Below are 22,818 nucleotides of genomic sequence, written 5' to 3'. Positions count from 1 at the left end.
CGGCCCACCGCGGCCATCCTCGCCTCCGGCGTGTCCGTGCCCTGGGCCCTCGAAGCCCAACGGATCCTCGCCGAAGACTGGAACGTCGCCGCCGAGATCTACTCCGTGACCTCCTGGAACGAACTCCGACGCGACGGACTCGCCGCCGAAGAACACGCCTTCCTCAACCCCGGCCAACCCGCCCGCACCCCGTTCATCACCGAACAACTCGCAGGCCACACCGGACCCGTCATCGCCGTCACCGACTACATGAAAGCCGTCCCCGACCAAATCCGCCAATTCATCCCCAACGACTTCGCCACCCTCGGAGCAGACGGCTTCGGCTTCTCCGACACCCGCCAAGCCGCACGCCGCTACTTCAAAAACGACACCCACTCCATCGTCGCCAAAACCCTGCAGTTGCTGGCGGCGAGGGGCGAAGTCGAGGAGGGCGCGCCGTCGTACGCCATTGACCGCTACAAACTGCTGGACGTGAACGCCGGCACCACTGGCGGCGCAGGCGGCGACGCCTAACCACGCGCACCAACAAAGTTGGCGGCTGTGTTCGTAAGGAACACTGCCGCCAACTTTTTGTTTCGCTGGTTTCCTCGGACCGGACCTAGGTCCCCAGGTTCCTCCGGTCCACCACAAAGCCGGTTGCCGCATTTTCGCGGACGGCGTTGATGCCGGCCACCACGGCCTTCAGGTTAGGAAATTGTGGCGACACTGCCACAATCGTGCCGTCCTCGGCCGTGAGCCTGAACCGGAATGAGTTGGATCCTGCTTTCAGAATTTCGAAAGTGCCAGCCATTTTCCCCTGATCTTTCACGCGTCGTTGCGTCTTCGAGCTGACTTCATAACTCCCCCATAGACGATATCGGCCATTTCAGACGGCCAAAAGCCCTACTGATGGGTAATTTACAACCGATATCGGTAGATCTCTTCGAAAGCATCCAAGGAGCTAGAGACCGCATGCACCCCCGCGCGTATCGTGAGGATATGACTGACTCCGGCATGGCCCCCACCACGGGCGTGCTCCTCGCTGCAGGAGCCGGCACCCGCTTGGGCCGCGGTCCCAAGGCGCTGCTGCCCTTCCGCGGCCGGACACTGGTGGAAGTGCTCGCCGATACGCTGTTCGACGGCGGTTGCCGCGAGGTTGTGGTGGTGCTCGGCGCCGAAGCCGACCGCGTTCGGAGCATCACGGGCCTTGGCCCTTATGTGGTGGTGGAGAACGAGCAGTGGGGCAAGGGCATGGCCGGCTCCTTCCGCGCAGGAATCGACGCCGCCACCGCCGGCAATAGCATCATGGTGGCGCTGGTGGACCAGCCCGGATTAACTCCGACGGCGGTGAGCAGGCTGCTGGGCAGCCACCGTCCCGGCCGGGTCACCGCAGCCGCCTACCCTGATGAGTCGGGCCACCTGAAGCGCAGGCACCCGGTGATTTTCGACGTCGGACTCCGCGCCGAAGCCGCTGCGGCGGCTCATGGCGACACTGGTGCGCGATCGTTCCTGAAGGCGCATCCGGGCCTGGTGGACCTGGTGGACTGCAGCGATCTTTGCTCCGGCGAGGACCTGGACACGAAGGATCAACTGCACCTGCTGGAGATGTAGGTATTGGTGCCTGAGTCAAGGGCCCGGGTAACTTTGGACGCATGATCCGCATCGACCTTGACGATCCCGCACGCCCCGATGTCCACCAGCTCCTCAGCGAGCACCTGGCCGACATGTTCGCCACGTCCCCTGCGGAAAGCGTGCACGCCCTGGACCACTCGGCGTTGTCGCACGAGTCCATCACGTTCTGGACCGCACGCGAGGACGGGCTGCTGCTGGGATGCGGTGCCTTGAAGACGCTCTCCGCTAGGCAGGCCGAGATCAAGTCCATGCGCACCACGGCCAACGCGCGGGGACGCGGAGTGGCCACCTTGATGCTGGAGCACATCGTGGCTGAGGCTCGTGGGCGCGGGTTCGAGCGCGTGAGCCTGGAAACAGGAACCGAGGACTACTTCGCTCCAGCCCGCCGGCTGTATGCCCGGCACGGCTTCACCGAATGCCCGCCATTCGGGGACTACACCCTGGACCCCAACAGTGTGTTCATGGAGCTCGCCGTCTCACCCACGTAGCGGCCCTCACCCATGTAAGTAGCAGTTGAGGTCGTTCCCAGCGCTGGGAATGACCTCAACTGCGACCTAGTTGGGGATGAGGGTGCGGTCGCGGAGGGCCAGGTAGATCTTGTCCCGCGCGATGGGCAGCTCGCCGAAGCGGATCCCCGTTGCGTTGCGGATCGCATTGGCCAGGGCCGGCGCCACCGGGTTGAACGGGCTCTCACTCATGGACTTCGCGCCCAGCGGGCCAGTGGAGTCGTTGGTGGTGGCGAAGTACACCTCGCTCCGGGGCACGTCCGCGAACGACGGAATGTGATACTGCCGCAGGATGTCCGTGGTGACCTGTCCGGCGTCGTCCACTTTCACTTCCTCGTAGAGCACCGCGCCGAGGGCCTGCGCAATACCGCCCTCGATCTGCCCACGGCACTGGCGCGGATTTACCACCACACCGGCGTCGGCGGCCTGGACACTTTGCAGGATCCTCAGTTCGCCGGTTCCCGTATTAACAGCAACCCTGAAGCCATGGACGTTGAACGCGACGGATCGCGGCGTCCCACCCCAGTTGCCGTCGGTGGCGAGCCGAACGCCTTGCAGCCGGGCGGCGTCGACGATTTCCGTCAGCGTCACCGTGCGGTCACCGCATTCGACGGCGCCCTCCACCAGCCGGCAATCCGTCAGGGCCGCGCCCGTCAGCGAGGCGGCCAGCGTCTGGATCCGGGTGGCGAGTTCCAGCGCCGCGCCGAGTGTCGCCTTGCCGGCCACCACGGTTCCGGCCGAACCGAACGCGCCGGTGTCGTGCTCCAGGAGATCGGTATCGGACTGGCGGACAGCTACCTTGGAAGCAGTGGTTGCCAGGGCCGTGGCAGCCAGCTGCGCATGCACCGTGGTGGTGCCGTTCCCGAATTCGGCAGTACCGACGTCGACGGCGAACCTTCCGTCCGCTTCCAGGCTCACCCGGGTGTGGGCGAAGTGGCCGCGGGGCGGAACGGTGTCGATCATGGACAGGGCCGAGCCCTCCCCCACCACCCAATCCGGCCCGAGGTCATCCAGGCCAGCGGCCCGGTAACGTTCCTTGCCACGATCCAGGGCGTCCCGGACCAAGGCCACGCACTGATCCAGGCCGTAGCTTCCGTAGTGGACGTCTTCCTCGGGCTCGGGCGTGGTGGACAGCATGTGATCGCCGGGGCGGACCATGTTCTTGAGCCGGAACTCGAGCGGATCCATGCCGATGCCGACGGCCAGCTCATCAATGGCCGACTCGATGGCGAAGATCATCTGGCTCAGCCCATACCCCCGGAAAGCACCGGCGGGGACGGTGTTGGTGTACACCGCGTGAGCATCCACTTTCTTGTTAACGCACTTGTAGACGGCCAAAGACTCTCCGCACCCATGGAACATCACACCGGGAGCGTGGTTTCCGTAGGCACCGGTGTTGGTGAGGACGTTCAGCTGGAGCGCAGTAAGGGCACCATCACGGCTGGCGCCCGCTTTGAGGTGAATGGTGAAGGGGTGCCGGGTGGTGGTTGCCGTGAATTGTTCCGTGCGGGTGAACTCCAGCTGCACGGGCCTGCGGAGCGCCAGCGTCGCAAGAGCCACCAGGTCCTCGGTGAGGACTTCCTGCTTGCCACCGAAACCGCCACCAACCCGGCCGGCCACCACACGTATGGTCTCCGGAGCCAGGTTGAACACCCGGCTCAGGGTCCGCTTCACCAGGAAGGGAACCTGCGTGGAGGAACGGATCATCAAGCGACCCTCCTCATCCAGCCAGGCAATGGAAGCATGCGTTTCCATGGCCACGTGCTGCACGCGCTGGGTTTGGTAGGTGTGCTCGTGAATGAAGTCCGCGGCAGCGAACCCATCGGCAACACTTCCGAGTTCGGCGTGGACCTCTGCCACCACATTCTGGAGCGGACGCGAAATGCGGGAGAAGACTCCGTCCTTTTCCCCGTGAATCGCCGGGGCTCCGGGGAGGATGGCTTCCTGCGGGGTGAAGACCGGTTCCAGGAGTTCGTACTGAACAGCCAAGGCGCGGGCGCCGGCCTCAGCTGCTCCCACGGACTCGGCGACGACGGCCGCAACCCGCTGCCCGATGAACCGCACCACGTTATCCAACACACGGGTGTCATCGGGATCGTCGGTGTAATTCTCGTGTTGGGCCGTGGAGAACAGCAGCTGCGGAGCATCCTCATGGGTAAAGACCGCCACGACGCCGGGAACCGCCAGCGCCGGGGCTTTATCAATGGACACAATCCGGGCATGCGGGTGCGGCGAACGCAGGAGCTTCATGTGCAGCAGGCCCGGGAGTTGCCCGGCCGGGACGTCCAAGGCGTACCTTGCAGTTCCAGTGACGATGGCCGGGCCGGCGGGTGCGGGAACGTTGTCGCCGAGTTGGCCGGGCGTGGCGGGAACAGCGGCTGGTGATTGCGCCCCCGAAACGTCAGCTCCGGCGTCGTGCTGGTGGTCGCCGCCGTGCGCTTCACCGGGACCGTCGCCGTGACCACACACTGCGTCCGCGATGGAGCGATATCCGGTGCAGCGGCACAGGTTTCCTTTGAGGTTGCGGGGCAGGTTGGCGCGTTGCTCGTCGTCGAACGTTGCGGCCGTCATCATCATGCCGGCGGTGCAGAAACCGCATTGGAACCCCTGTGCCTCGAGGAACTGTTCCTGCACAGGGTGCAGACCTTCCGCAGATGCCAGGCCCTCGATGGTGGTGACTGCTTTGCCCTCGGCACGGACGGCCGGGTAGATGCAGCTGTGGACGGGTGCACCGTCAACGTGGACGGTGCAGGCTCCGCAGTCGCCGCCGTCGCATCCCTTCTTGACGCCAAAGTTGCCCTCTTCGCGGAGGAACGTACGGAGGCACTGGCCGGGGCGCGGGGTGGCCTGCGAGGCAGTTCCGTTGATCTCAATCGCCATTGCGGGCCTCCTTCTGCTGGGTGGTGGATGGTGCGGGCTGCGTGGACGGCTGGGGCGAGGTGTTGTGTGGCGGCCAGAAATCTCCGGACACGGTCATGGACTCGCCCAGCAGCTCGGCGCGGATTTCTTCGGCCAGCTTGAACGTCATGTCGCGGCGCCAGGCGGGGAGTCCGTGGATGTCGTCGTGGTACAGCGGCCAGGGAATGGAATCGCCGACGGCGTCAGCCAGCATCCCGGCGTCGGGAACCTGCCCGGCGGGGAACCTCAGTTGTACAGGCCTTTTGGTCGAAGCAGTCACCGTGATGACCAGGCCGCCGTCGGGGTCGAGCCGTCCGATCAGCAGCACGCCTGAGCGCCCTAGGTTGCTGAGGGACAGGCGCCGGAAAGCGACCCTCGCGGAAAGGGCCGTGGCGGGGAGGTGGATGCTGCGCAGCAGCTCCCCCGGCTCAAGGGCCGTTTGCATATCGCCTGTCACGACGTCGGACACAGGAACCTTCCGGCTGCCGCCGTCCTGGCCGAGGATGGTGGCAACGCCGTCCAGTCCGGCGCACAACGACGTCATGGGCCCTGCGGGTAAGCCGGTGCAGATGTTGCCGCCCACCGTGGACATATTCCAGATCTTGAACGAGGCCACGAACGAGTCGCAGCACGGGCGGATCAGGGCCAAGCCGGGCCATTCACGGCTGGCAGTTTCGGCGGTGTGCGGCAAGGCGTACAGCTCGGCAACGGTGCAGGTGGCGGCGAGTTCGATCCCTGCATCCGTAACTGTGATGGCCGGCCATCCCGCTTGGCCGAGGTCGAGGAGACGCTTCAGGACGGTGCTTCCGTAGGAGAAAAGGACCGTGCCACCGGCGAGCCAGGCATCGCCGTCTCGCCATTGTGCGGGGTCCGTGGTGGGAACCACGGCCTCAATGGTGTTCATGTCCATGGGTCCTCCTGAGTGAGGTGTTGAGGTGCTGGGTGGATCGGAGTCGGGTGTATCGGGCCGGTGCTGTCCTTGAGGGAGGGGAAGCCGGTGGTCTTTTCGGTCGCGCCGCCCCCGCGCTCCGCGGCGGCCGCCCCGCGTTCCGCCACGATTTCCGCCGTGATGGATACCGCTACTTCCGCGGGGGTCACGGCGCCAAGGTTCAGTCCGATGGGCGAATGCAGCCGTTCCAAGGACTCCGGCGGCGTGCCTGCCTCGATTAAGGCGTCGACCCGTTGCCGATGGCTCCTGCGGGATCCCATCGCCCCGACGTATGCCAGGTTGAACCGGAGGGCGGTCTCCAACAAGGGGATATCAAACTTGGGGTCGTGGGTCAGGACGCACACCACGGTCCGGTTGTCGATGCGGCGGGCTGCTGCTTCGGCTTCCAGATAGCGGTGCGGCCAGTCTGTGACAACCTGGTCTGCCCCGGCGAAGCGGCTTTGCCGGGCGAAGGCAGGCCGGGCGTCGCAGAGCGTGACGTTGTAGCCGAGGAGTTGTCCGGCGGGTAGCAACGCTGCGCCAAAGTCGTTGGCCCCAAAGATCAGCATCCGCGCTGCCGGCAGGCGGCTTTCGACAAACAAGGTGATGGGCTCGGGCTGGGTTTCCTCTTCCTGGTGCCCGGCTGCCCACCTGTCCGTGGTGACCCACCCATCGATGCAGCCCTCCGGCGGGGCGAGCCGGACCAAGCCGGCACGTCCGCCCTGGAGCAGCGGCTCTACCTGGGCGGCGGCCGCGAAGAGTGTGGAGGGATGGTCGCCCACCAGTCTGGCCAATTCCTCAGATTCCATCGCGCGGAACCTCACAGGATCATGCACGACGACGACACCACCTGCCGCGTCCAGCCTTCGGATCAGTGCCACGGCAGGCGGGGCCACGCCATGCTGGGCTTCGACGGGGTGTGCCGTGGCGGACAGGCCTTGGACGGATGACAGCCCGGTGAAAACCGAAAGTTCAGTGAAAGCGGAGAGTTCCGGAGAGCCTGCTCCGAGCGGCTGGATGTGGACTTCCAGTTCTCCTCCACAGGTGAGCCCGGCAGCGAAGGCGTCCTCGGAACTGTAGCCAAACGACTCAAGCCGGGGGCCGCCGTCGCGCATTGCTTCCAGGGCGGCTTCCACCACGGCACCTTCCACGCAACCGCCGGACAGGCTGCCCAGGATTTCGCCGTGCTCGGAGACCATCATGGAGGTCCCCATGGGCCGCGGCACTGAGCCGCCGGTCCCTACGATCGTGGCCACAGCACATCGCTGGCCGGAGACCGCAGGCCGCCAGCTGCCTAGTGAAGGCATCAGATCCAGCATGGCAACACGTCCTTTTTCCAGGTGTCCCGGCCGGGTGGCCCAGCCGGAGCAGTGCGCGATCTTGCCTCATATTCTCATTTCCAGAGGTTGTTGAGGGGAAGTCGCGGCTAAGTCAGTAAGAGTTCAGTCAGTCAGAGTTCATGGGAACGGGGGCAAGGGCTTCATCTCCCTGCCCCCGTTCCTTGACGGAGCGTCGGCCGCCCAGCCGCCGCCCGCCGTCGTGCCTGTATTAAGGGGACGACGACGGCGGACGCCTATTCGTGCGGTGGGTACCGGCGGACCGCCGATCAGAGTGCCGGAATGACCGCCGGCGCGGGGTGCGGCTCCGGGTCAGACGCCCATCAGGGCGTTGATGGGGCCGCGGGCGAAGTAGATGATGAAGCCTGCCGTGACCACCCACATGAGCGGGTGGACTTTCTTGGCCTTGCCCGACGCTGCGCTGATCACGGCGAAGGAGATGAATCCGACGCCGATGCCGTTGGCGATCGAGTAGGTCAGCGGCATGGTCACGATGGTCAGGAACGCCGGGAGTGCGATGGAGAACTTGGTGAACTTGATCTCGCGGATCTGCGCCATCATCATGGCACCCACCACCACCAGGGCTGCTGCTGCAACTTCCAGCGGCACCACCGAGGTGAGCGGCGTGAAGAACATCGAGCCCAGGAACAGCAGGCCGGTGACCACGGAGGCCAGGCCCGTACGGGCACCTTCGCCGATTCCGGCAGCGGAGTCGATGTACACGGTGTTGGATGAACCGGAGGTTGCGCCACCCACCACTGCGCCCATGCCTTCAACGATGAAGGCCGACTTCAGCTTCGGGAAAGTTCCGTCCTTGTGTGCCACGCCTGCGCTCTTGGCCAGGCCGGTCATGGTGCCCATGGCGTCGAAGAAGTTGGTGAACACCAGGGTGAAGACCAACATGGTCGCAGCCAATCCGCCGATCCTGGCGAAGGAACCGAAGAGATCGAACTGGCCCACCAGGCTGAGGTCCGGGACAGACACCAACTGGCTGGACAGGATGGGGACGTTCAGGTGCCAGCCGCCGGGGTTGTCGGCGCTGCCTGGACCGATGCGGAACACTGCCTCGGCAACTGCGGCGAGGACAGTGGTGGCGACGATGCCGATCAGCAGGCCGCCCTGGATTTTGCGTGCCACGAGGATGCCCATGGTCAGCAATCCGATGATGAAGACAAGGGTGGGGATGGAGGTGATGGAGCCGTTGTCGCCGAGCTGGACCGGCGGACCGCCCGTGGTGGCGCGGACAAAGCCGGAGTCCACAAAGCCGATGAAAGCGATGAACAAGCCGATGCCCACGGTGATGGCGGCCTTGAGCTCCTTGGGAACTGCCTTGAAGATCGCCGTCCGGGCGCCGGTGGCACCGAAGATGACAATCAGGATGCCGTTGATGACCACCAGGCCCATGGCTTCTGGCCACGTGACTTCCTGGATGACCGCGACGGCCAGGAAGGAGTTGATGCCCAGGCCGGCCGCGAGGCCGAAGGGCAGGTTGGCGACGAGACCGAAAATGATGGTCATGACGCCGGCGGTCAGGCCAGTGACGGCTCCAACCTGTGCGGCCGAGAGCCAGCCGCCGGCGACGTCGGTGGGAGCGTTTTCGGCCGAGAAGCCGCCAAGGATCAGCGGGTTCAGGATGACGATGTACGCCATGGTAAAGAAGGTGACCAAGCCGCCGCGGAATTCGCGGGCCAGCGTGGATCCACGCTTGGAGATCTGGAAGAACTTGTCCAGGAAGGAGTTCGACACCGGGGGCTTCTTGTTGCCACCAGCCAAGCCGGTTGCCGTGTGCTTTGCCGCTGTGGGCTCTGCGCCGTCTCCCTGGGGAAAGAGCGCAGCCTGCTTTTCAGCTGCTGTCTGCTTTTCAGCGGAATTGTCCAGGATTGTCATGTCAGCCACCGGGCCCTAGTAGTCAATCCTGGAATCAAGCGTGTTCCATGTGGTGAACGGCTGGAGGGCCGCCGGAGCCTGGGGGTCGCCCAGTTCCAGCTTGGCTACCGGCATCAGCGCGTCCCGGTTGTCGTTCTCGAAGTACTCGTAGAAGACAGCGTCGTCGAAGCCGACGGATGCGGCGTCGTGACGGTCTGCGGCAAAGAACACGCGGTCAACGCGTGCCCAGAGTGCGGAAGCCAGGCACATGGGGCATGGCTCGCAGCTGGTGTAGAGGGTTGCTCCGCTGAGATCGAAGGTCCCCAGTTCGCGGCAGGCGTTACGGATGGCCGTGACTTCTGCGTGGGCGGTGGGATCGTTCGTGGCGGTGACGCGGTTGACGCCTTCGAAGGCTCGTCCGTCCGCGGTGACAATGACGGCGCCGAACGGGCCCCCACTGTTGAGGACATTGGCTGTTGCCAGCTCAATGGATGTGGCCAGGAATTGCTCGGCCGTGACGGTTGTACTCATGTTGCGACTTCCTTAGTGCTGAGGAAGCCAGGTGACCTGTTTGGGGGCGCTACAGAGATGAGCTCCAGTTAGCTTGGTTACCAGGCTTCAGCATGTGCGATGAAGGTTAAGTTGCGCCTGGTAGATAGCTTCCCGAGGTCCGGGTGCCCGCCTTTGGCAGTTAGAGCGTAGCACCAGGTTTGTGAGCCGCGCCATAGTTTTTTGAAAACTTAATTTCGTCATGCGAAATTACTTATGGGGCAAGGCTGGTGCCCGAATGTGACCGGAACCCGCCCGCAAGCGTTGACTGCCGCCGTCGGGCATTCTACGCTTTTCGGACTGGGCCGCGTTCTGACGGTCCGGCAACCTGGATCAGCAGACAGGGCCTAACTGAGCTGGAACGCGTACACGCCGACCAGACAAGGAACCTGTTATGACCCCTCTTTGGATCAAGAATCCGCTGGGAATTTTCACCGCAAACGACCTCGATGCCGGCGGCGGCCTGGTGGTGTCCGACGGAAAAATCATTGAGCTGGTGCCTTCGGGCGGGCAGCCTTCTTCTCCGGCGGACGTCTTTGACGCCTCCTCCCACGTGGTTCTCCCTGGCCTCATCAACACGCACCACCACTTCTACCAAACCCTCACCCGCGCGTGGGGGCCCGTGGCCAACGCTCCCCTGTTCCCGTGGCTCCAGAACCTCTACCCCGTGTGGGCGCGGTTGACACCCCGGAGCCTTGAGCTTGCCGTGCAGGTTGCGCTGGCTGAGCTGCTGCTTTCCGGCTGCACCACCGCCGCCGACCACCACTACCTCTTCCCCGACGGCATGGAAGACGCAATCGACATTGAAGTAGCAGCCGTGCGATCCATGGGGATGCGCGCCACCTTGACCCGCGGGTCCATGACCTTGGGAGAGGACGACGGCGGGCTGCCGCCCAGGACCACGGTCCAGTCACCTGAGACGATCCTTGCGGACAGCGAACGGCTGATTCGTCAGTATCACGAGACCGGAGACGGAGCCGTTGTGCAGATCGCACTGGCCCCCTGTTCGCCCTTCTCGGTGACGAAGGAAATCATGGCCGAATCTGCGGTCATGGCCGAACGGTACGACGTCCGGCTGCACACGCACCTGGCCGAGACCATCGATGAAGAAGACTTCTGCCGATCCATGTTTGGACTGCGGACCGTGGATTATCTGGAATCCGTGGGTTGGTTGGGCAACCGCACCTGGCTGGGACACGGCATCCACTTCAACGACGAGGAGATCGCCAGGCTGGGGGCCGCGGGCACCGCCGTCGCGCATTGCCCCACCTCCAACATGCGCCTGGCCTCCGGAACCGCGCGGGTCCTGGAACTTGAGGCAGCGGGCGTCCCCGTGGGGCTGGGAGTGGACGGATCGGCGTCGAACGATGCCTCCAACATGATCCTCGAAGCCCGGCAGGCACTGTATTTGCAGCGTCTCCGCTACGGCGCCTCGGTTCCCGTGGAACGCGCGCTCGGCTGGGCGACGCGTGGATCGGCTGCAGTTCTGGGTCGCTCCGATATTGGACAGCTGGCCCCGGGACTTCAGGCGGATTTGGCCTTGTTCAAGCCCGACGAGCTGCGCTTCTCCGGCAGCCACGACCCCGTAGCTGCATTGCTGCTCTGCGGGGCGGACCGTGCCGACCGGGTGATGGTGGGCGGTCAGTGGCGGGTGGTTGACGGCACGATTCCGGGGCTGGACGTGGCCGGGCTCATCGCTGAGCACTCGGCTGCGGCACGGAAGTTGGTGGCCGGGTAGGTTCCTCTTTCCTTCTGGGCCCGTTTCGATGGTTCGCTGCGCACTAGACGGTAGGAGTCGTCTAATGCGCAGCGAGCCATCTATCCGGCTGCGCGAAGGGCCCGAAGCACGCGAATCTTGAATTCCTGCTCCTGGAACAAGTCCCGCCACTTGACGCGAATAAACGTCCACCCGTCCTCCATGAGGGCCTTTTCGCGCTGTCGTTCCTGGAAAATGACCTCTTCCGTTGGCGCGTAGTCGAAGTACTTCACCCTGCCATCGAACTCCAGGGCCAACTTCTTGTCGCGCCATGCGAAGTCCAAGCGGTGCCGGCCCTCAACCGTGCGAACTTTCACCTGGAGTTCCGGTGTTTCAATCCGCAGACGCAGGAGTAGCTCCCGCGCCAGGGTTTCGCCGGGAGACTCGGAACGCGGGTCGGCATCCTGGAGGGCCCGGCGCAGGGAAAGCACTCCGTTTCTACCCCGCAGCGCTGCGCACATTTGTCCCAGGCGGGCGGAATCCGCACCAATGCGGAGAGCATGGTCCATCAAGACAAGGCTCTGCCGGAAGTCAAGCATCAGGCAGCAGTCCACCACTGTCCGCTCCAGCGAAGTACACGGCAGTCCGTCCACGAGGACCACCTCGCCCTCCTCAAGCATTCTGGAATGGGCGACTACATCGCGGCCGTGCGAAATCGGCGACGGCGTCTGCTTCTGCGTGATGTGCACACGATCGTCAACGTCCCACAGAAACAAACGGTGGAGGCGAGCAGCGGAGGTATGACTGTAGACCAAGCCGCCGCCCGACGTCGTGAGTGTCCCATGGGCGTGCGCAGCGATGAGTTGCCGGCTTCGGACCGAGGGTTTTTGAACTGCCCAGGTACGTCCACGGATATAGCAACCCCGGCGGAGCCTCACCAGCACTCCACGACGCACCAGGGCAGCGACGGCACGGGCATTGAATCCGGCGTCATTGAGCTGGCTCGTCCGCCACAAGTCCATGCCGGGTGGGAGCTCCCTGGGGGCGGTATCAGTCATGAGCCAAGCTTCGCTAAGCCCACGAGCCCGGGAAAGGCGGGCACAGTCCTATGTGGAAAAGTCCGAATCGATGGGTCGCTGCGCACTAGACGACTCCTACCGTCTACTCCGCAGCGAAGCGTCTGTCCGGAGTCGCTCGGGAGATTCGACGGCCCTCTCAAAGCCGGCTCAGCCCACTTCGATGGCTAGCTGCGAGGTAGAGGACTCCTACCGTCTAACGCGCAGCGAAGCATCGAAACGGACGGGAGCGGGACGGGAGCGGAGGGCAACGGAAAAGCGGGCGACACCTCCCCAGGTATCGCCCGCCTCGTTGGCTCTGTTGCGCAGAGTCCGCGCCCCGTTGATGCAGGGTCTCAGGGGCGCTGCCGGCCGAACACCGGGAGCGCGCGCAGCCAACGGGAGAACCCGCCGGCTTTGCGGTCACAGTCGGCCGGAATGTAGAAGTCCGGATCTGTTGCACCAAAGGGCAGGTACAGCTCCTGACCGGGCGCCGGGAATTCCACGACGTTGTTCGTATCCTTCGAGTCCATCTGTTCCTCCTCTTTCTCATGCAATCAGTTTCCGCTCTTCGGAAAACTTTTATTGTTATGTGGAAAGTGTAGGCAGCCGGGAAACAACGCGTCAAGACCCCCACCAAGGCCAAGCGAGTTGCCCCGGTCACATTTGGATGGTTCATAACGATCCTCCGAAACCCGTATACACAAGACGAATTAGTGCGCTACTCTCGAATCAGTTCGTGGCGTAGGTCACGTAACCTGAGAGCAGCAGGCAGGGTCGTAATGAGCTGGCATCCATGGATGCTGGCTCTTTTTTGTTGGGTCGGCTCCACCAGAAACGCAGTGGAAACACGCGCTTAATTTCATTGATGGAACGTAGGTTCCACCTCACAGAAGTTGGGATATGACCATGAGCAACAACATCGTCCTCGGCGAAAACCAGTACGGCAAAGCAGAAGTCCGCGTCGTCAAGGTCACTCGGGATACGGACCGCCACCACATCGAAGACCTGAACGTCACCTCGCAGCTGCGCGGCGATTTCCAGGCCGCACACCTCGAAGGCGACAACGGCCACGTCGTCGCCACCGACACCCAGAAGAACACGGTCTACGCGTTCGCTCGTGAAGGCATCGGCTCCCCCGAGTCCTTCCTCCTGCGCCTTGCAGACCACTTCACCGGCGGGTTCGACTGGGTCACCGGCGGACGCTGGGAAGCCGAAGCCTACAGCTGGGATCGCATCCAGGCCCACGGCGAGGGACACGACCACAGCTTCGTCCGCAACGGACAAGAGGTGCGTACCGCCGTCGTCGTCCGTGATGGCGCAACCACGCACCTTATTTCCGGCCTCAAGGACCTGACCGTCCTGAAGACCACGCAGTCCGGTTTTGTCGGCTACCCGCGCGACAAGTACACCACCCTGCCGGAAACCACCGACCGCATCCTGGCTACCGATGTATCCGCCCGCTGGCGCTACAACACCAACCTGGACTTCGCCGGCACGGACTTCAACAAGAGCTACGAGGACATCAAGGCACTCCTGCTGGAAGGCTTCACCGAGAACTACTCCCACGCCCTGCAGCAGACGCTGTTCGACATGGGCAAGAAGGTCCTGGAAGCACACAGCGAAGTAGACGAGATCAAGTTCTCCATGCCCAACAAGCACCACTTCCTGGTTGACCTGAGCCCGTTCGGCCTGGACAACCCCAACGAGGTCTTCTTCGCCGCGGACCGTCCGTACGGCCTCATCGAAGCAACTGTCCAGCGCGAGAACATCGACGCTGCACCCGTTGCCTGGAGCGGCATCGCCGGCTTCTGCTAAACCCGCGGTAACAAGCATTAAAGACCCGCAGTAAAACCGCACCAACCAAGGATTTGTGTGCAGGTCCACCCAACGGCGCCCCCGTCAGGCCGGACCTGCACACAAACCCAACCCCAAAACCACAGATTTTGTTAGCCAGACACAGTTAGCCAGACGAAGACGTCTGCCATGAACCCAGAAAGTCTGCCATGAACATCAAAAAGAAATCCCGCCCTGCGAATACCACCTCTTCGCGGAAGCATCAGCCGGAACGCCCCGAGGACAAGCGCCTGTCAATTGGCAGCACCTTCGCTTACGGTTTCCAGCATGTCCTCACCATGTACGGCGGAATCATTGCCCCGCCGCTGATCATCGGTGCAGCCGCGGGCATGTCCTCGCAGGACATCGGCCTCCTCATCGCCGCCTGTTTGTTCGTTGGTGGCCTGGCCACCATCCTCCAGACCGTGGGCATCCCGTGGTTCGGTTCGCAGCTGCCATTGGTCCAGGGTGTTTCCTTCGCAGGCGTTTCCACCATGGTGGCGATCGTCCAAGGCGGCGGCGGGATCCAAGCCGTGTTCGGCTCGGTCATTGTGGCCTCGCTGATCGGCCTGGCCATCACTCCCCTGTTCTCCAAGATCATCAAGTTCTTCCCGCCAGTGGTCACGGGCACGGTCATCACGACCATCGGCCTGACACTGATGCCGGTGGCCGCAAACTGGGCCATGGGTGGCAACGCCAAGGCGGACAACTACGGCAGCATGGCCAACATCGGCCTCGCGGCAGCAACCATGGGCGTCGTCCTGCTCCTGAGCAAGGTTGGCAACGCAGCCATCTCCCGGCTCTCCATCCTCCTGGCCATGGTCATCGGCACCATCATCGCGTTCGTGGCAGGCATGGCTGACTTCTCCAAGGTTGGCCAGGGCGACATCGTCGCATTCCCCACGCCCTTCGCTTTCGGCGCTCCGACCTTTGAAATCGCCGCCATCATCTCCATGCTCATCGTCATCCTGGTCACCCTGACGGAGACCTCGGCCGACATCATCGCAGTGGGCGAAATCGTGGACACCAAGGTGGACTCCCGCCGCATCGGCGACGGCCTCCGCGCCGACATGCTCTCCAGCGCCATCTCCCCGCTGTTCAACTCCTTCACCCAGAGCGCCTTCGCCCAGAACGTGGGCCTTGTGGCCATCACGGGCATCAAGAGCCGCTTCGTGGTCAGCGCCGGCGGCCTCATCCTGGTGATCCTTGGCCTCCTGCCGATCCTGGGCCGTGTTGTCGCAGCGGTTCCGACGCCCGTCCTGGGCGGCGCCGGCGTCGTGCTGTTCGGTACGGTTGCGGCCAGCGGTATCCGCACCCTGGCCAAGGTGGAGTACAAGAACAACATGAACCTGATCATCGTCGCGGCATCCATCGGCTTCGGCATGATCCCCATCGCCGCACCGTCCTTCTACGACGCGTTCCCGTCCTGGTTCTCCACGATCTTCCACTCCGGCATCAGCTCGGCAGCCGTCATGGCCATTCTGCTGAACATCCTCTTCAACCACTTCAAGGCGGGCAACTCGGACAACCAGTCGGTGTTCGTCGCCGGGACTGACCGGATCGTCAGCGAAGAGGACATCAAGTGCCTCAGCGAAGGCGACCGCTTCGAAAACGGCAAGCTGATCGACGCTGACGGCAAGGAAGTCCCGCTCAAGACCTCCAGCGCATCGGAGCACTAGCTTTCACCCCGCGCAAATGACAGCAGGCGGCAGTGTTTCCTTGGGGGACACTGCCGCCTTTTGTTGCCTCGCGCAGGAAGCGGACAGGCACAGAATGTACGACGCCGGCACGCACCTAAGTGCGCGGGTCGCTGGTGCGGCGGCTGCTCAAGCGCCGCCCTCGCCACCGCAGGCACTCACTTCCCACGCGGCGCGCCGTAGGATCAGCCCATGACCGAACAGCCCAAGGCCCAGCAAGCACCGTGCTTCCACTCATTGGCCTTCCGCGAGATCCCGACGCCGGACTACGCGGACGTGTGCCTGGCCGTCCTTCCAGAAGGGGCCAGCACGGACCCCGCGGAATGGGCAGAGCGGCTGTTTTCCCTGGAGTCCATGCCCCGCTGGGTTGCCGGTGCCCTGGGTTTGCGCCAGGCTTTGGTCCCCCTGATCGGCGTTCCCAAGGCACCCCAGGACACGTTCAAGGTCAGCGAGCAGTCCGGCGAAGAAGCCCTGATCTTTGTCCGGGACAAGCACTTGGACTTCGCAGCCGCCGTCGGGGTGGATCCGGTGGGCCGACTGATCAGGGTGACTACCGCCGTCGTGCTTAAAGGATGGCGCGGGAAGCTGTACTTCAGCGTCGTGCGCCCGGTGCACCCGATCGTGGTGAACTCCATGCTGAAGAAGGCCACCCACTCAAAACCCGCCCCGAGCTGACAGATAATGCCCATGTTTATGGAAAACATGGGCATTCTGTGCCAACTCGGCGGGAGGCGCAGAGGAAGTCAGTTCTGGTTCAGCTCCGCGGAGATCGCCATGGCAGCCTCGCGCAGCATGGGCACGGCGCGGTCGGCGAAGCTCTGGTCAACACGGGTGATGGGGCCGGAGACGGAGATCGCGGTAGGGGTCGGCGCGTTGGGCACGGCCATGGCGAAGCAGCGGACCCCGAGCTCCTGCTCTTCCTCATCTATGGAGTATCCACGCTCACGGATCAACGCCAGGTCAGCGAGCAGGGAATCGATGTCGCCGATGCTCTTGGCCGTGGGAGTGGGCATGCCGGTGCGGGCCACGATGCCGCGGACTACCTCGTCGTCCAGTTGGGCGAGGATCGCTTTGCCCACGCCGGTATCGTGCGTGTGGGCGCGGCGGCCAACTTCGGTGAACATGCGCATGGAATGCATGGACGGGACCTGGGCCACGTAGATGACCATGTCCGAATCCAGGACGGCCATGTTGGAGGTTTCGCCGAGGCGTTCCACGAGGGTCTTCAGCTGCGGACGGGCCACGGCTCCGAGCTGCTTGCTGGCACCTTCACCAAGCCTGATAAGCCGGGGGCCCAGGGCGTAGCGGCGGTTGGGCAGCTGACGGATGTAGCCGAGAGACACCAGCGTCCTCAAAAGGCGATGGATGGTGGGCAGGGGCAGGTCAGTGGACGACGAAAGTTCGCTCAGCGTGACGTCGCCGCCCGCATCCGTGATCAGTTCCAGCAGTTCAAAGACGCGCTCAACGGACTGCACGCCTCCGGAGGCTTTTTCAGCCATTCCCTTGTCTCCCATGACTCAGATTCCGACAACTCTTATCCGCATCGTGAAAAGAATTGCTTAGAACACCCAACATACAGCACAGCGACCACCTGCGCGATGACACCGAACATGACCAAGCAAGGGGTTGTGTTTCCACTTTGTAGATAATAATATCCATAATACGAAAACATTCAGTTTGGAACGGCGGCCCGGGAACGGGCCTTACAGGAGGAATTTCAATGGCGAATCCGAGCCCCGGAAACTCGATCACCCTGCGCGTCGCCGCACCGTCGAGCTTCACCGCTACCAGCGAACTGGCAGCAGCCGTCGGCGCAGCCGGTGCAGCAATCACCGCGCTGGACGTCACGGAATCCCACCACGAGACGATCGTTGTTGACGTCACCTGCAACACCACTGACGACGACCACGCAGCGCGCGTCAAGGACGCCCTGAACGCCCTCGACGGCGTCACCGTCCAGCATGTCTCGGACCGTACTTTCCTCATGCACCTCGGCGGCAAGCTCGAGGTCGTCCCCAAAGTAGCCCTGCGCAACCGCGACGATCTTTCACGTGCCTACACTCCCGGCGTCGCCCGCGTTTGCATGGCCATTGCCGAAGACCCGGCAGCAGCCCGCAACCTGACGGTCAAGCGCAACACCATCGCCGTCCTCACCGACGGTTCAGCCGTGCTGGGACTGGGCAACATCGGCCCCGCCGCTGCCCTTCCCGTGATGGAAGGCAAAGCCGCACTGTTCAAGCAGTTCGCCAACGTAGACGCCTGGCCGGTCTGCCTGGACACCCAGGACACCGAAGAAATCATCATGATCGCCAAGGCCATGGCCCCCGTTTACGGCGGCATCAATCTCGAAGACATTGCCGCACCGCGCTGCTTCGAGATCGAGAACCGCCTCCGCGAAGAACTCGACATCCCGGTCTTCCACGATGACCAGCACGGCACCGCGATCGTCACGCTCGCTGCCCTGGTCAACGCCCTCCGTGTGGTGGACAAGAAGCTCTCCGAGGTCAAGATTGTGGTTTCAGGCGTCGGCGCTGCCGGCTCGGCCATCATCCAGCTCCTCAAGGCCCAGGGCGCGCAGCACATCATCGCCGCCGGCCGTTCCGGCGCCATCCACTCCGGCGAAGAATACGGCGACGAACACCGCAGCTGGATTGCCGCGAACACCAACGAAGAGGGCTTCTCCGGCACCCTGCACGACGCCCTCAAGGGAGCGGACGTCTTCATCGGCGTCAGCGCCCCGCACGTGATCGGCGAAGAGCAGGTGGCCTCCATGGCCGAGGACGCGATCGTGTTCGCCATGGCAAACCCGACGCCGGAAATCGACCCCGTTGTTGCGTCCAAGCACGCAGCCGTGGTTGCCACCGGCCGCAGCGACTTCCCGAACCAGATCAACAATGTGCTGGCCTTCCCGGGCTTCTTCCGGGGCCTGCTGGACGCCGGAGCCTCGGACATTACGCCGAACATGCTGGTGGCCGCCGCCGAGGCAATTGCCAACCGGGTGGCTGACGATGAGCTCAACGCGAGTTACATTATCCCCAGCGTCTTCGATCCCCATGTTGCCGCCGATGTAGCGACCGCCGTAGCAAATGCTGCGCACGCCAACGCCGCCAGCGCACTCTAGAAAAAGGAATCCGCTCACATGGCTATCACAGTCACCGATCCCCGGCCGATCGATCGTGCCGAGGAAATCCTCACCCCCAAGGCACTGGCCTTCATCGAGGAACTGCACAAGCGCTTCGCCGGCACCCGCAACGAGCTCTTGGAAGCACGCGGCGTCAAGCGCCAGAAAGTTGCGGACACCAGCCGCCTGGACTTCCTCCCGGAGACCCAGGAAATCCGCGACGGCGACTGGAAAGTTGCCGAGGCACCGGCAGCTTTGCAGGACCGCCGCGTCGAAATGACCGGCCCCGCAACCCCGGCCAAAATGGCCATCAACGCCTTGAACTCCGGCGCCAAGGTGTGGCTGGCTGACCTTGAAGACGCCAGCACGCCCACGTGGCCCAACGTCATCGACGCCATCCTCAACCTCCGCGACGCCGCCCAGGGAACCCTGGCCTTCACCTCGCCCGAGGGCAAGGAATACCGTCTCCGCACCGACGCTCCCCTGGCCGTTGTGGTGGCCCGCCCGCGCGGCTGGCACATGGAAGAACGGCACCTGCTGATCGACGGCGAACCCGCCGTGGGTGCGCTGGTGGACTTTGGCCTGCACTTCTTCCACATCGCCAAGCAGTTGCTCCTCAACGGCCAGGGTCCGTACTACTACCTGCCCAAGATGGAGAGCCACCTGGAGGCCCGCCTCTGGAACGACGTCTTCGTGTTCGCACAGGACTTCCTCGGCATCCCGCAGGGCAGCGTCCGCGCCACTGTCCTCATCGAGACCATCCCGGCAGCGTTCGAGATGGACGAGATCCTCTACGAACTGCGCGATCACGCCTCGGGCTTGAACGCCGGCCGCTGGGATTACCTCTTCAGCATCATCAAGTACTTCCGTGATGCCGGCGAAGAGTTCGTCCTCCCGGACCGCGCCACCGTGGCCATGACGGCTCCGTTCATGCGGGCCTACACCGAACTGCTGGTCAAGACCTGCCACAAGCGCGGCGCCTTCGCCATGGGTGGCATGGCCGCCGTCATCCCCAACCGCAAGCAGCCGGACGTCACCGCCGCAGCCTTCGACAAGGTCCGCGCCGACAAGACCCGCGAAGCGAACGACGGCTTCGACGGCTCCTGGGTTGCCCACCCGGACCTGGTCTCCACCTGCCGCGAAGTCTTCGACTCCGTACTCGGCGACCGGCCCAACCAGCTGGACAAGCAGCGTCCCGAGGTGAACGTCACGGCTGAGCAGCTCATCGACGTCGCCTCCGCCGGGGGACATGTCACCGAAGCCGGACTGCGCCTGAACCTGTACGTCGCCGTCGCCTACACCGGTGTCTGGATCTCCGGCAGCGGTGCCGTTGCCATCCACAACCTCATGGAAGACGCAGCGACGGCGGAAATCTCCCGCTCGCAGGTGTGGCAGCAGATCCGCAACAAGTCCGTCCTCGCGGACACGGGCAACACCGTGACCCGCGAGCTCGTCAGCCGCATCCTGGGCGAAGAAACCGAGCGCCTGCGCATCGAGTTTGGTGACGAGAACTTCAAGGCGTACTACGAGCCCGCGTCCAAGCTGATCGAGGACATCTGTTTGTCCGACGATTACACGGACTTCCTCACCACTCCCGCGTACGAGCTGGTGGGCTGAGATGGGCTCATTCTCTTCCTCTGATCTGGCCCACATCGAGTCGCAGCTTGCCGCGACGGACCAACTGCTGGACCGCAACTACCCCGGCGACGACGGCTCACGCCAGCCCATCCACACCGTCTACATCCCGGCCGACCGCTTCACTCCTTCCCTTGCGGCAGAATGGGGCGCCCAAGCGCTGGCGACTGCGGAAGCTCACGGCGGCCTGGAAAAGCTGGGCCGGCTGTTGGGCCAGGAGCCCGACCTGGCTGCCGCTGTTGCCTCCCGGGTGGCTTCCAAGCTGGCTGCTGAACCGATCGAGGACCTGCGTTTGGACTTCGAAGACGGCTATGGCGACCGCGGCGATGAGGCAGAAGACGCCGACGCCGTTGCTGCCGCCAAGGCTGTTGCCACTGCCGTTGCGGCCGGGACGGCTCCGCCGTTCATCGGCATCCGCTTCAAATGCTTCGAAGCCCCCACCCGGGCACGCGGCCTGAAGACGCTGGACCTGTTCGTCTCCACGTTGGCTGAAGCCGGCGAGCTCCCCGCTGGACTGATCCTCACCCTGCCCAAGGTCACCACGGTGGCCCAGGTGCAGGCGATGGACTTCGCGGTGTCCCGCCTTGAAGAAGTCCACGGGCTTCCCGCCGGCCGGCTCCGCTTTGAGGTGCAGGTGGAAACCCCGCAGCTCATCATCGGCGCCGACGGAACCTCGCCGGTGGCGCAGCTCCCCCACGTAGTTCCGGGCCGCATCAGCGCCCTGCACTACGGGACCTACGACTACAGCGCTTCGCTGGGTATCTCCGCGGAATACCAGTCCATGGAGCACCCGGTGGCCGACTTCGCCAAGGAAGTCATGCAGCTTGCTGTCGCCGGCACGGGCATCCGCCTCTCCGATGGCTCCACCAACATCATCCCCGTGGGCGATGGTGTTGAGGATGCCTGGAAGCTGCACGGCCGGTTGGTGCGTCGATCCCTGGAAAACGGCTACTACCAAGGGTGGGACCTCCACGCCGCCCAGCTCCCCAGCCGTTTCTCGGCGTCGTACGCTTTCTACCGCGAAGGCCTGCCGGCTGCGGCACTGCGCCTCCGTAACTACGTGGAGCGCACCGAAGGCGGCGTCATGGACGAGCCCGCCACGGCCCGCGCCCTTGCCGGCTTCGTCCTCCGCGGCGTCCAGTGCGGCGCAGTGGGGACCGACGAGGTCAAGGCGCTTGCCGGCGTCGAACTTTCACAGCTGACCGCACTGGCGCACCCGCGGCTCGCGCAACCAACTTCGCACTGATAGGAGCATTTCGCATGGGCAAGTACTACTACCCGCAGGGCGGCCTGCCGCCGCAGACGCAACTGACCACCGAGCGGGCCATTGTCACCGAGGCTTACACGGTGATCCCCAAGGGCGTCATGACGGACATCGTCACCAGCAACCTGCCGGGCTTCTCCAACACGCGGTCGTGGATCATCGCGAGGCCGATCTCCGGGTTCGCCACCACGTTCTCGCAGCTGATCGTGGAGATCGCGCCGGGCGGCGGGGCTCCCAAGGCCGAGTTCGAGTCCGGCGTCGAAGGCGTCATCTTCGTTACCAAGGGCCAGGTCAACCTGACCCTCGACGGCGAACTGCACCACCTCGAAGAGGGCGGCTACGCCTACCTCGCTGCCGGTTCAGAGTGGGGCTTGGAGAACGTGTCCGACGACATCGTTTCCTTCCACTGGATCCGCAAGGCCTACGAACGCCTTGAAGGTTTCGAAGCCAAGTCCTTCGTCACCAACGAGAAGGACGTGGAGCCCACCTCCATGCCGGACACCGACGACGTCTGGAAGACCACGCGTTTCACGGACTCCAGCGACCTCGCCCACGACATGCAGGTCAACATCGTCACCTTCCAGCCCGGCGGTGTGATCCCCTTCCCGGAGACGCACGTCATGGAGCACGGCCTGTACGTCCTTGAGGGCAAGGCCATGTACTTGCTCAACAACGACTGGGTTGAGGTGGAGGCCGGCGACTTCATGTGGCTGCGCGCGTTCTGCCCGCAGGCTTGCTACGCAGGTGGTCCGGGCGAGTTCCGTTACCTGCTGTACAAGGACATGAACCGCCAGGTGAAGCTCACCTAGTCTTTGCTTC

At 64.0% G+C, this 22,818-nt stretch carries 20 protein-coding genes; 11 read left to right on the top strand and 9 right to left on the bottom strand.

The window, feature by feature from the left end:
• The coding region (locus ACIQLI_RS18365; protein ID WP_400390937.1) for a transketolase-like TK C-terminal-containing protein at nt 1-513 on the top strand (513 nt) is incomplete at its 5' end.
• 85 nt (nt 514-598) lie between these two features.
• Here ACIQLI_RS18365 and ACIQLI_RS18360 read toward each other — a convergent pair.
• Complete coding sequence (locus ACIQLI_RS18360) at nt 599-790, bottom strand: DUF1508 domain-containing protein (RefSeq protein ID WP_354227971.1); 192 nt, start codon at nt 788-790, stop codon at nt 599-601.
• 161 nt (nt 791-951) lie between these two features.
• On the opposite strand from ACIQLI_RS18360, the gene nboR reads away from it, so the two are divergent.
• Nucleotides 952-1,590 carry a nicotine blue oxidoreductase gene (gene nboR / locus ACIQLI_RS18355; protein ID WP_400390935.1) on the top strand — a complete coding sequence of 213 codons (639 nt, stop codon included), beginning with the start codon at nt 952-954 and terminating at the stop codon, nt 1,588-1,590.
• Between the two features lie 41 nt (nt 1,591-1,631).
• A complete protein-coding gene (locus ACIQLI_RS18350; RefSeq protein ID WP_400390933.1) occupies nt 1,632-2,099 on the top strand; it encodes a GNAT family N-acetyltransferase in 468 nt (155 codons plus the stop codon).
• Nucleotides 2,100-2,165: 66 nt separating this feature from the next.
• Here the strand turns inward: ACIQLI_RS18350 and ACIQLI_RS18345 are convergent, their stop codons facing one another.
• The 5 genes from ACIQLI_RS18345 to ACIQLI_RS18325 all read right to left on the bottom strand — a co-directional run bounded on the left by ACIQLI_RS18345 (nt 2,166) and on the right by ACIQLI_RS18325 (nt 9,677).
• Nucleotides 2,166-4,997, bottom strand: a complete 2,832-nt coding sequence (locus tag ACIQLI_RS18345) for a molybdopterin-dependent oxidoreductase (RefSeq protein ID WP_400390931.1) — start codon at nt 4,995-4,997, stop codon at nt 2,166-2,168.
• The gene (locus tag ACIQLI_RS18340; RefSeq protein ID WP_400390930.1) at nt 4,987-5,925 is read right to left on the bottom strand and encodes an FAD binding domain-containing protein; all 939 of its coding nucleotides are present in this window, start codon (nt 5,923-5,925) and stop codon (nt 4,987-4,989) included. Before ACIQLI_RS18340 ends, ACIQLI_RS18345 begins: the two co-directional genes overlap by 11 nt.
• Nucleotides 5,916-7,262: an XdhC family protein gene (locus ACIQLI_RS18335; RefSeq protein ID WP_400390928.1), complete on the bottom strand. Its 1,347-nt coding sequence runs from the start codon at nt 7,260-7,262 to the stop codon at nt 5,916-5,918. Before ACIQLI_RS18335 ends, ACIQLI_RS18340 begins: the two co-directional genes overlap by 10 nt.
• A 330-nt stretch (nt 7,263-7,592) precedes the next feature.
• Nucleotides 7,593-9,176 carry an NCS2 family permease gene (locus ACIQLI_RS18330; RefSeq protein WP_354227959.1) on the bottom strand — a complete coding sequence of 528 codons (1,584 nt, stop codon included), beginning with the start codon at nt 9,174-9,176 and terminating at the stop codon, nt 7,593-7,595.
• A 6-nt stretch (nt 9,177-9,182) separates the two neighbouring features.
• On the bottom strand, nt 9,183-9,677 hold the full coding sequence (locus ACIQLI_RS18325; RefSeq protein WP_089596165.1) for a nucleoside deaminase: 495 nt from the start codon (nt 9,675-9,677) through the stop codon (nt 9,183-9,185).
• Between the two features lie 412 nt (nt 9,678-10,089).
• Here ACIQLI_RS18325 and ACIQLI_RS18320 point away from each other — a divergent pair, with 412 nt between their 5' ends.
• Nucleotides 10,090-11,433 carry an 8-oxoguanine deaminase gene (locus tag ACIQLI_RS18320; protein ID WP_400390925.1) on the top strand — a complete coding sequence of 448 codons (1,344 nt, stop codon included), beginning with the start codon at nt 10,090-10,092 and terminating at the stop codon, nt 11,431-11,433.
• 80 nt (nt 11,434-11,513) lie between these two features.
• On the opposite strand, the gene ACIQLI_RS18315 is transcribed toward ACIQLI_RS18320, so the two are convergent.
• Both ACIQLI_RS18315 and ACIQLI_RS18310 read right to left on the bottom strand, forming a co-directional pair.
• Nucleotides 11,514-12,449 carry a type IV toxin-antitoxin system AbiEi family antitoxin domain-containing protein gene (locus tag ACIQLI_RS18315; protein ID WP_400390923.1) on the bottom strand — a complete coding sequence of 312 codons (936 nt, stop codon included), beginning with the start codon at nt 12,447-12,449 and terminating at the stop codon, nt 11,514-11,516.
• 353 nt (nt 12,450-12,802) lie between these two features.
• Nucleotides 12,803-12,979, bottom strand: coding sequence for a hypothetical protein (locus tag ACIQLI_RS18310; RefSeq protein ID WP_014922716.1), 177 nt, complete (start codon nt 12,977-12,979; stop codon nt 12,803-12,805).
• A 370-nt stretch (nt 12,980-13,349) separates the two neighbouring features.
• Here ACIQLI_RS18310 and pucL point away from each other — a divergent pair, with 370 nt between their 5' ends.
• The 3 genes from pucL to ACIQLI_RS18295 all read left to right on the top strand — a co-directional run bounded on the left by pucL (nt 13,350) and on the right by ACIQLI_RS18295 (nt 16,654).
• Complete coding sequence (pucL, locus tag ACIQLI_RS18305) at nt 13,350-14,264, top strand: factor-independent urate hydroxylase (RefSeq protein ID WP_261611726.1); 915 nt, start codon at nt 13,350-13,352, stop codon at nt 14,262-14,264.
• Between the two features lie 188 nt (nt 14,265-14,452).
• On the top strand, nt 14,453-15,961 hold the full coding sequence (locus ACIQLI_RS18300; protein ID WP_089596168.1) for a nucleobase:cation symporter-2 family protein: 1,509 nt from the start codon (nt 14,453-14,455) through the stop codon (nt 15,959-15,961).
• 210 nt (nt 15,962-16,171) lie between these two features.
• Nucleotides 16,172-16,654 (top strand): DUF2867 domain-containing protein, encoded by a 483-nt coding sequence (locus ACIQLI_RS18295; RefSeq protein ID WP_400390921.1) that lies wholly within the window; start codon nt 16,172-16,174, stop codon nt 16,652-16,654.
• A gap of 68 nt (nt 16,655-16,722) precedes the next feature.
• On the opposite strand, the gene ACIQLI_RS18290 is transcribed toward ACIQLI_RS18295, so the two are convergent.
• Entirely contained in the window at nt 16,723-17,478 is a 756-nt protein-coding gene (locus ACIQLI_RS18290) for an IclR family transcriptional regulator (protein WP_026546905.1), read from the bottom strand.
• Nucleotides 17,479-17,699: 221 nt separating this feature from the next.
• On the opposite strand from ACIQLI_RS18290, the gene ACIQLI_RS18285 reads away from it, so the two are divergent.
• The 4 genes from ACIQLI_RS18285 to ACIQLI_RS18270 are packed head-to-tail and all read left to right on the top strand — an operon-like array spanning nt 17,700 to nt 22,808.
• On the top strand, nt 17,700-19,100 hold the full coding sequence (locus ACIQLI_RS18285) for an NAD-dependent malic enzyme (protein ID WP_354227949.1): 1,401 nt from the start codon (nt 17,700-17,702) through the stop codon (nt 19,098-19,100).
• 18 nt (nt 19,101-19,118) lie between these two features.
• Nucleotides 19,119-20,717 carry a malate synthase A gene (aceB, locus tag ACIQLI_RS18280; protein ID WP_400390918.1) on the top strand — a complete coding sequence of 533 codons (1,599 nt, stop codon included), beginning with the start codon at nt 19,119-19,121 and terminating at the stop codon, nt 20,715-20,717.
• 1 nt (nt 20,718) lies between these two features.
• Complete coding sequence (locus tag ACIQLI_RS18275) at nt 20,719-21,981, top strand: DUF6986 family protein (protein ID WP_400390916.1); 1,263 nt, start codon at nt 20,719-20,721, stop codon at nt 21,979-21,981.
• Between the two features lie 14 nt (nt 21,982-21,995).
• On the top strand, nt 21,996-22,808 hold the full coding sequence (locus tag ACIQLI_RS18270; protein ID WP_089596173.1) for a bifunctional allantoicase/(S)-ureidoglycine aminohydrolase: 813 nt from the start codon (nt 21,996-21,998) through the stop codon (nt 22,806-22,808).
• Nucleotides 22,809-22,818 lie beyond the last annotated feature (10 nt).

The sequence above is a fragment of the Paenarthrobacter sp. NPDC091669 genome, assembly GCF_044756725.1.
Lineage (GTDB): Bacteria > Actinomycetota > Actinomycetes > Actinomycetales > Micrococcaceae > Arthrobacter > Arthrobacter bambusae_C.
Note: the sequence above shows the minus strand (reverse complement) of the source record. Positions and strands in the feature narration are given on the sequence as shown.

Excerpts from the sequence above, each read along its gene's own strand:
- ACIQLI_RS18315 (WP_400390923.1), bottom strand. The coding sequence starts at position 12,449 with ATGACTGATACCGCCCCCAGGGAGCTCCCACCCGGCATGGACTTGTGG.
- ACIQLI_RS18270 (WP_089596173.1), top strand. The coding sequence starts at position 21,996 with ATGGGCAAGTACTACTACCCGCAGGGCGGCCTGCCGCCGCAGACGCAA.
- aceB (WP_400390918.1), top strand. The coding sequence starts at position 19,119 with ATGGCTATCACAGTCACCGATCCCCGGCCGATCGATCGTGCCGAGGAA.
- ACIQLI_RS18345 (WP_400390931.1), bottom strand. The coding sequence starts at position 4,997 with ATGGCGATTGAGATCAACGGAACTGCCTCGCAGGCCACCCCGCGCCCC.
- nboR (WP_400390935.1), top strand. The coding sequence starts at position 952 with ATGCACCCCCGCGCGTATCGTGAGGATATGACTGACTCCGGCATGGCC.
- ACIQLI_RS18350 (WP_400390933.1), top strand. The coding sequence starts at position 1,632 with ATGATCCGCATCGACCTTGACGATCCCGCACGCCCCGATGTCCACCAG.
- ACIQLI_RS18335 (WP_400390928.1), bottom strand. The coding sequence starts at position 7,262 with ATGCTGGATCTGATGCCTTCACTAGGCAGCTGGCGGCCTGCGGTCTCC.
- ACIQLI_RS18290 (WP_026546905.1), bottom strand. The coding sequence starts at position 17,478 with ATGGCTGAAAAAGCCTCCGGAGGCGTGCAGTCCGTTGAGCGCGTCTTT.
- ACIQLI_RS18340 (WP_400390930.1), bottom strand. The coding sequence starts at position 5,925 with ATGGACATGAACACCATTGAGGCCGTGGTTCCCACCACGGACCCCGCA.
- pucL (WP_261611726.1), top strand. The coding sequence starts at position 13,350 with ATGACCATGAGCAACAACATCGTCCTCGGCGAAAACCAGTACGGCAAA.
- ACIQLI_RS18285 (WP_354227949.1), top strand. The coding sequence starts at position 17,700 with ATGGCGAATCCGAGCCCCGGAAACTCGATCACCCTGCGCGTCGCCGCA.
- ACIQLI_RS18320 (WP_400390925.1), top strand. The coding sequence starts at position 10,090 with ATGACCCCTCTTTGGATCAAGAATCCGCTGGGAATTTTCACCGCAAAC.
- ACIQLI_RS18310 (WP_014922716.1), bottom strand. The coding sequence starts at position 12,979 with ATGGACTCGAAGGATACGAACAACGTCGTGGAATTCCCGGCGCCCGGT.
- ACIQLI_RS18360 (WP_354227971.1), bottom strand. The coding sequence starts at position 790 with ATGGCTGGCACTTTCGAAATTCTGAAAGCAGGATCCAACTCATTCCGG.
- ACIQLI_RS18325 (WP_089596165.1), bottom strand. The coding sequence starts at position 9,677 with ATGAGTACAACCGTCACGGCCGAGCAATTCCTGGCCACATCCATTGAG.
- ACIQLI_RS18275 (WP_400390916.1), top strand. The coding sequence starts at position 20,719 with ATGGGCTCATTCTCTTCCTCTGATCTGGCCCACATCGAGTCGCAGCTT.
- ACIQLI_RS18295 (WP_400390921.1), top strand. The coding sequence starts at position 16,172 with ATGACCGAACAGCCCAAGGCCCAGCAAGCACCGTGCTTCCACTCATTG.
- ACIQLI_RS18300 (WP_089596168.1), top strand. The coding sequence starts at position 14,453 with ATGAACATCAAAAAGAAATCCCGCCCTGCGAATACCACCTCTTCGCGG.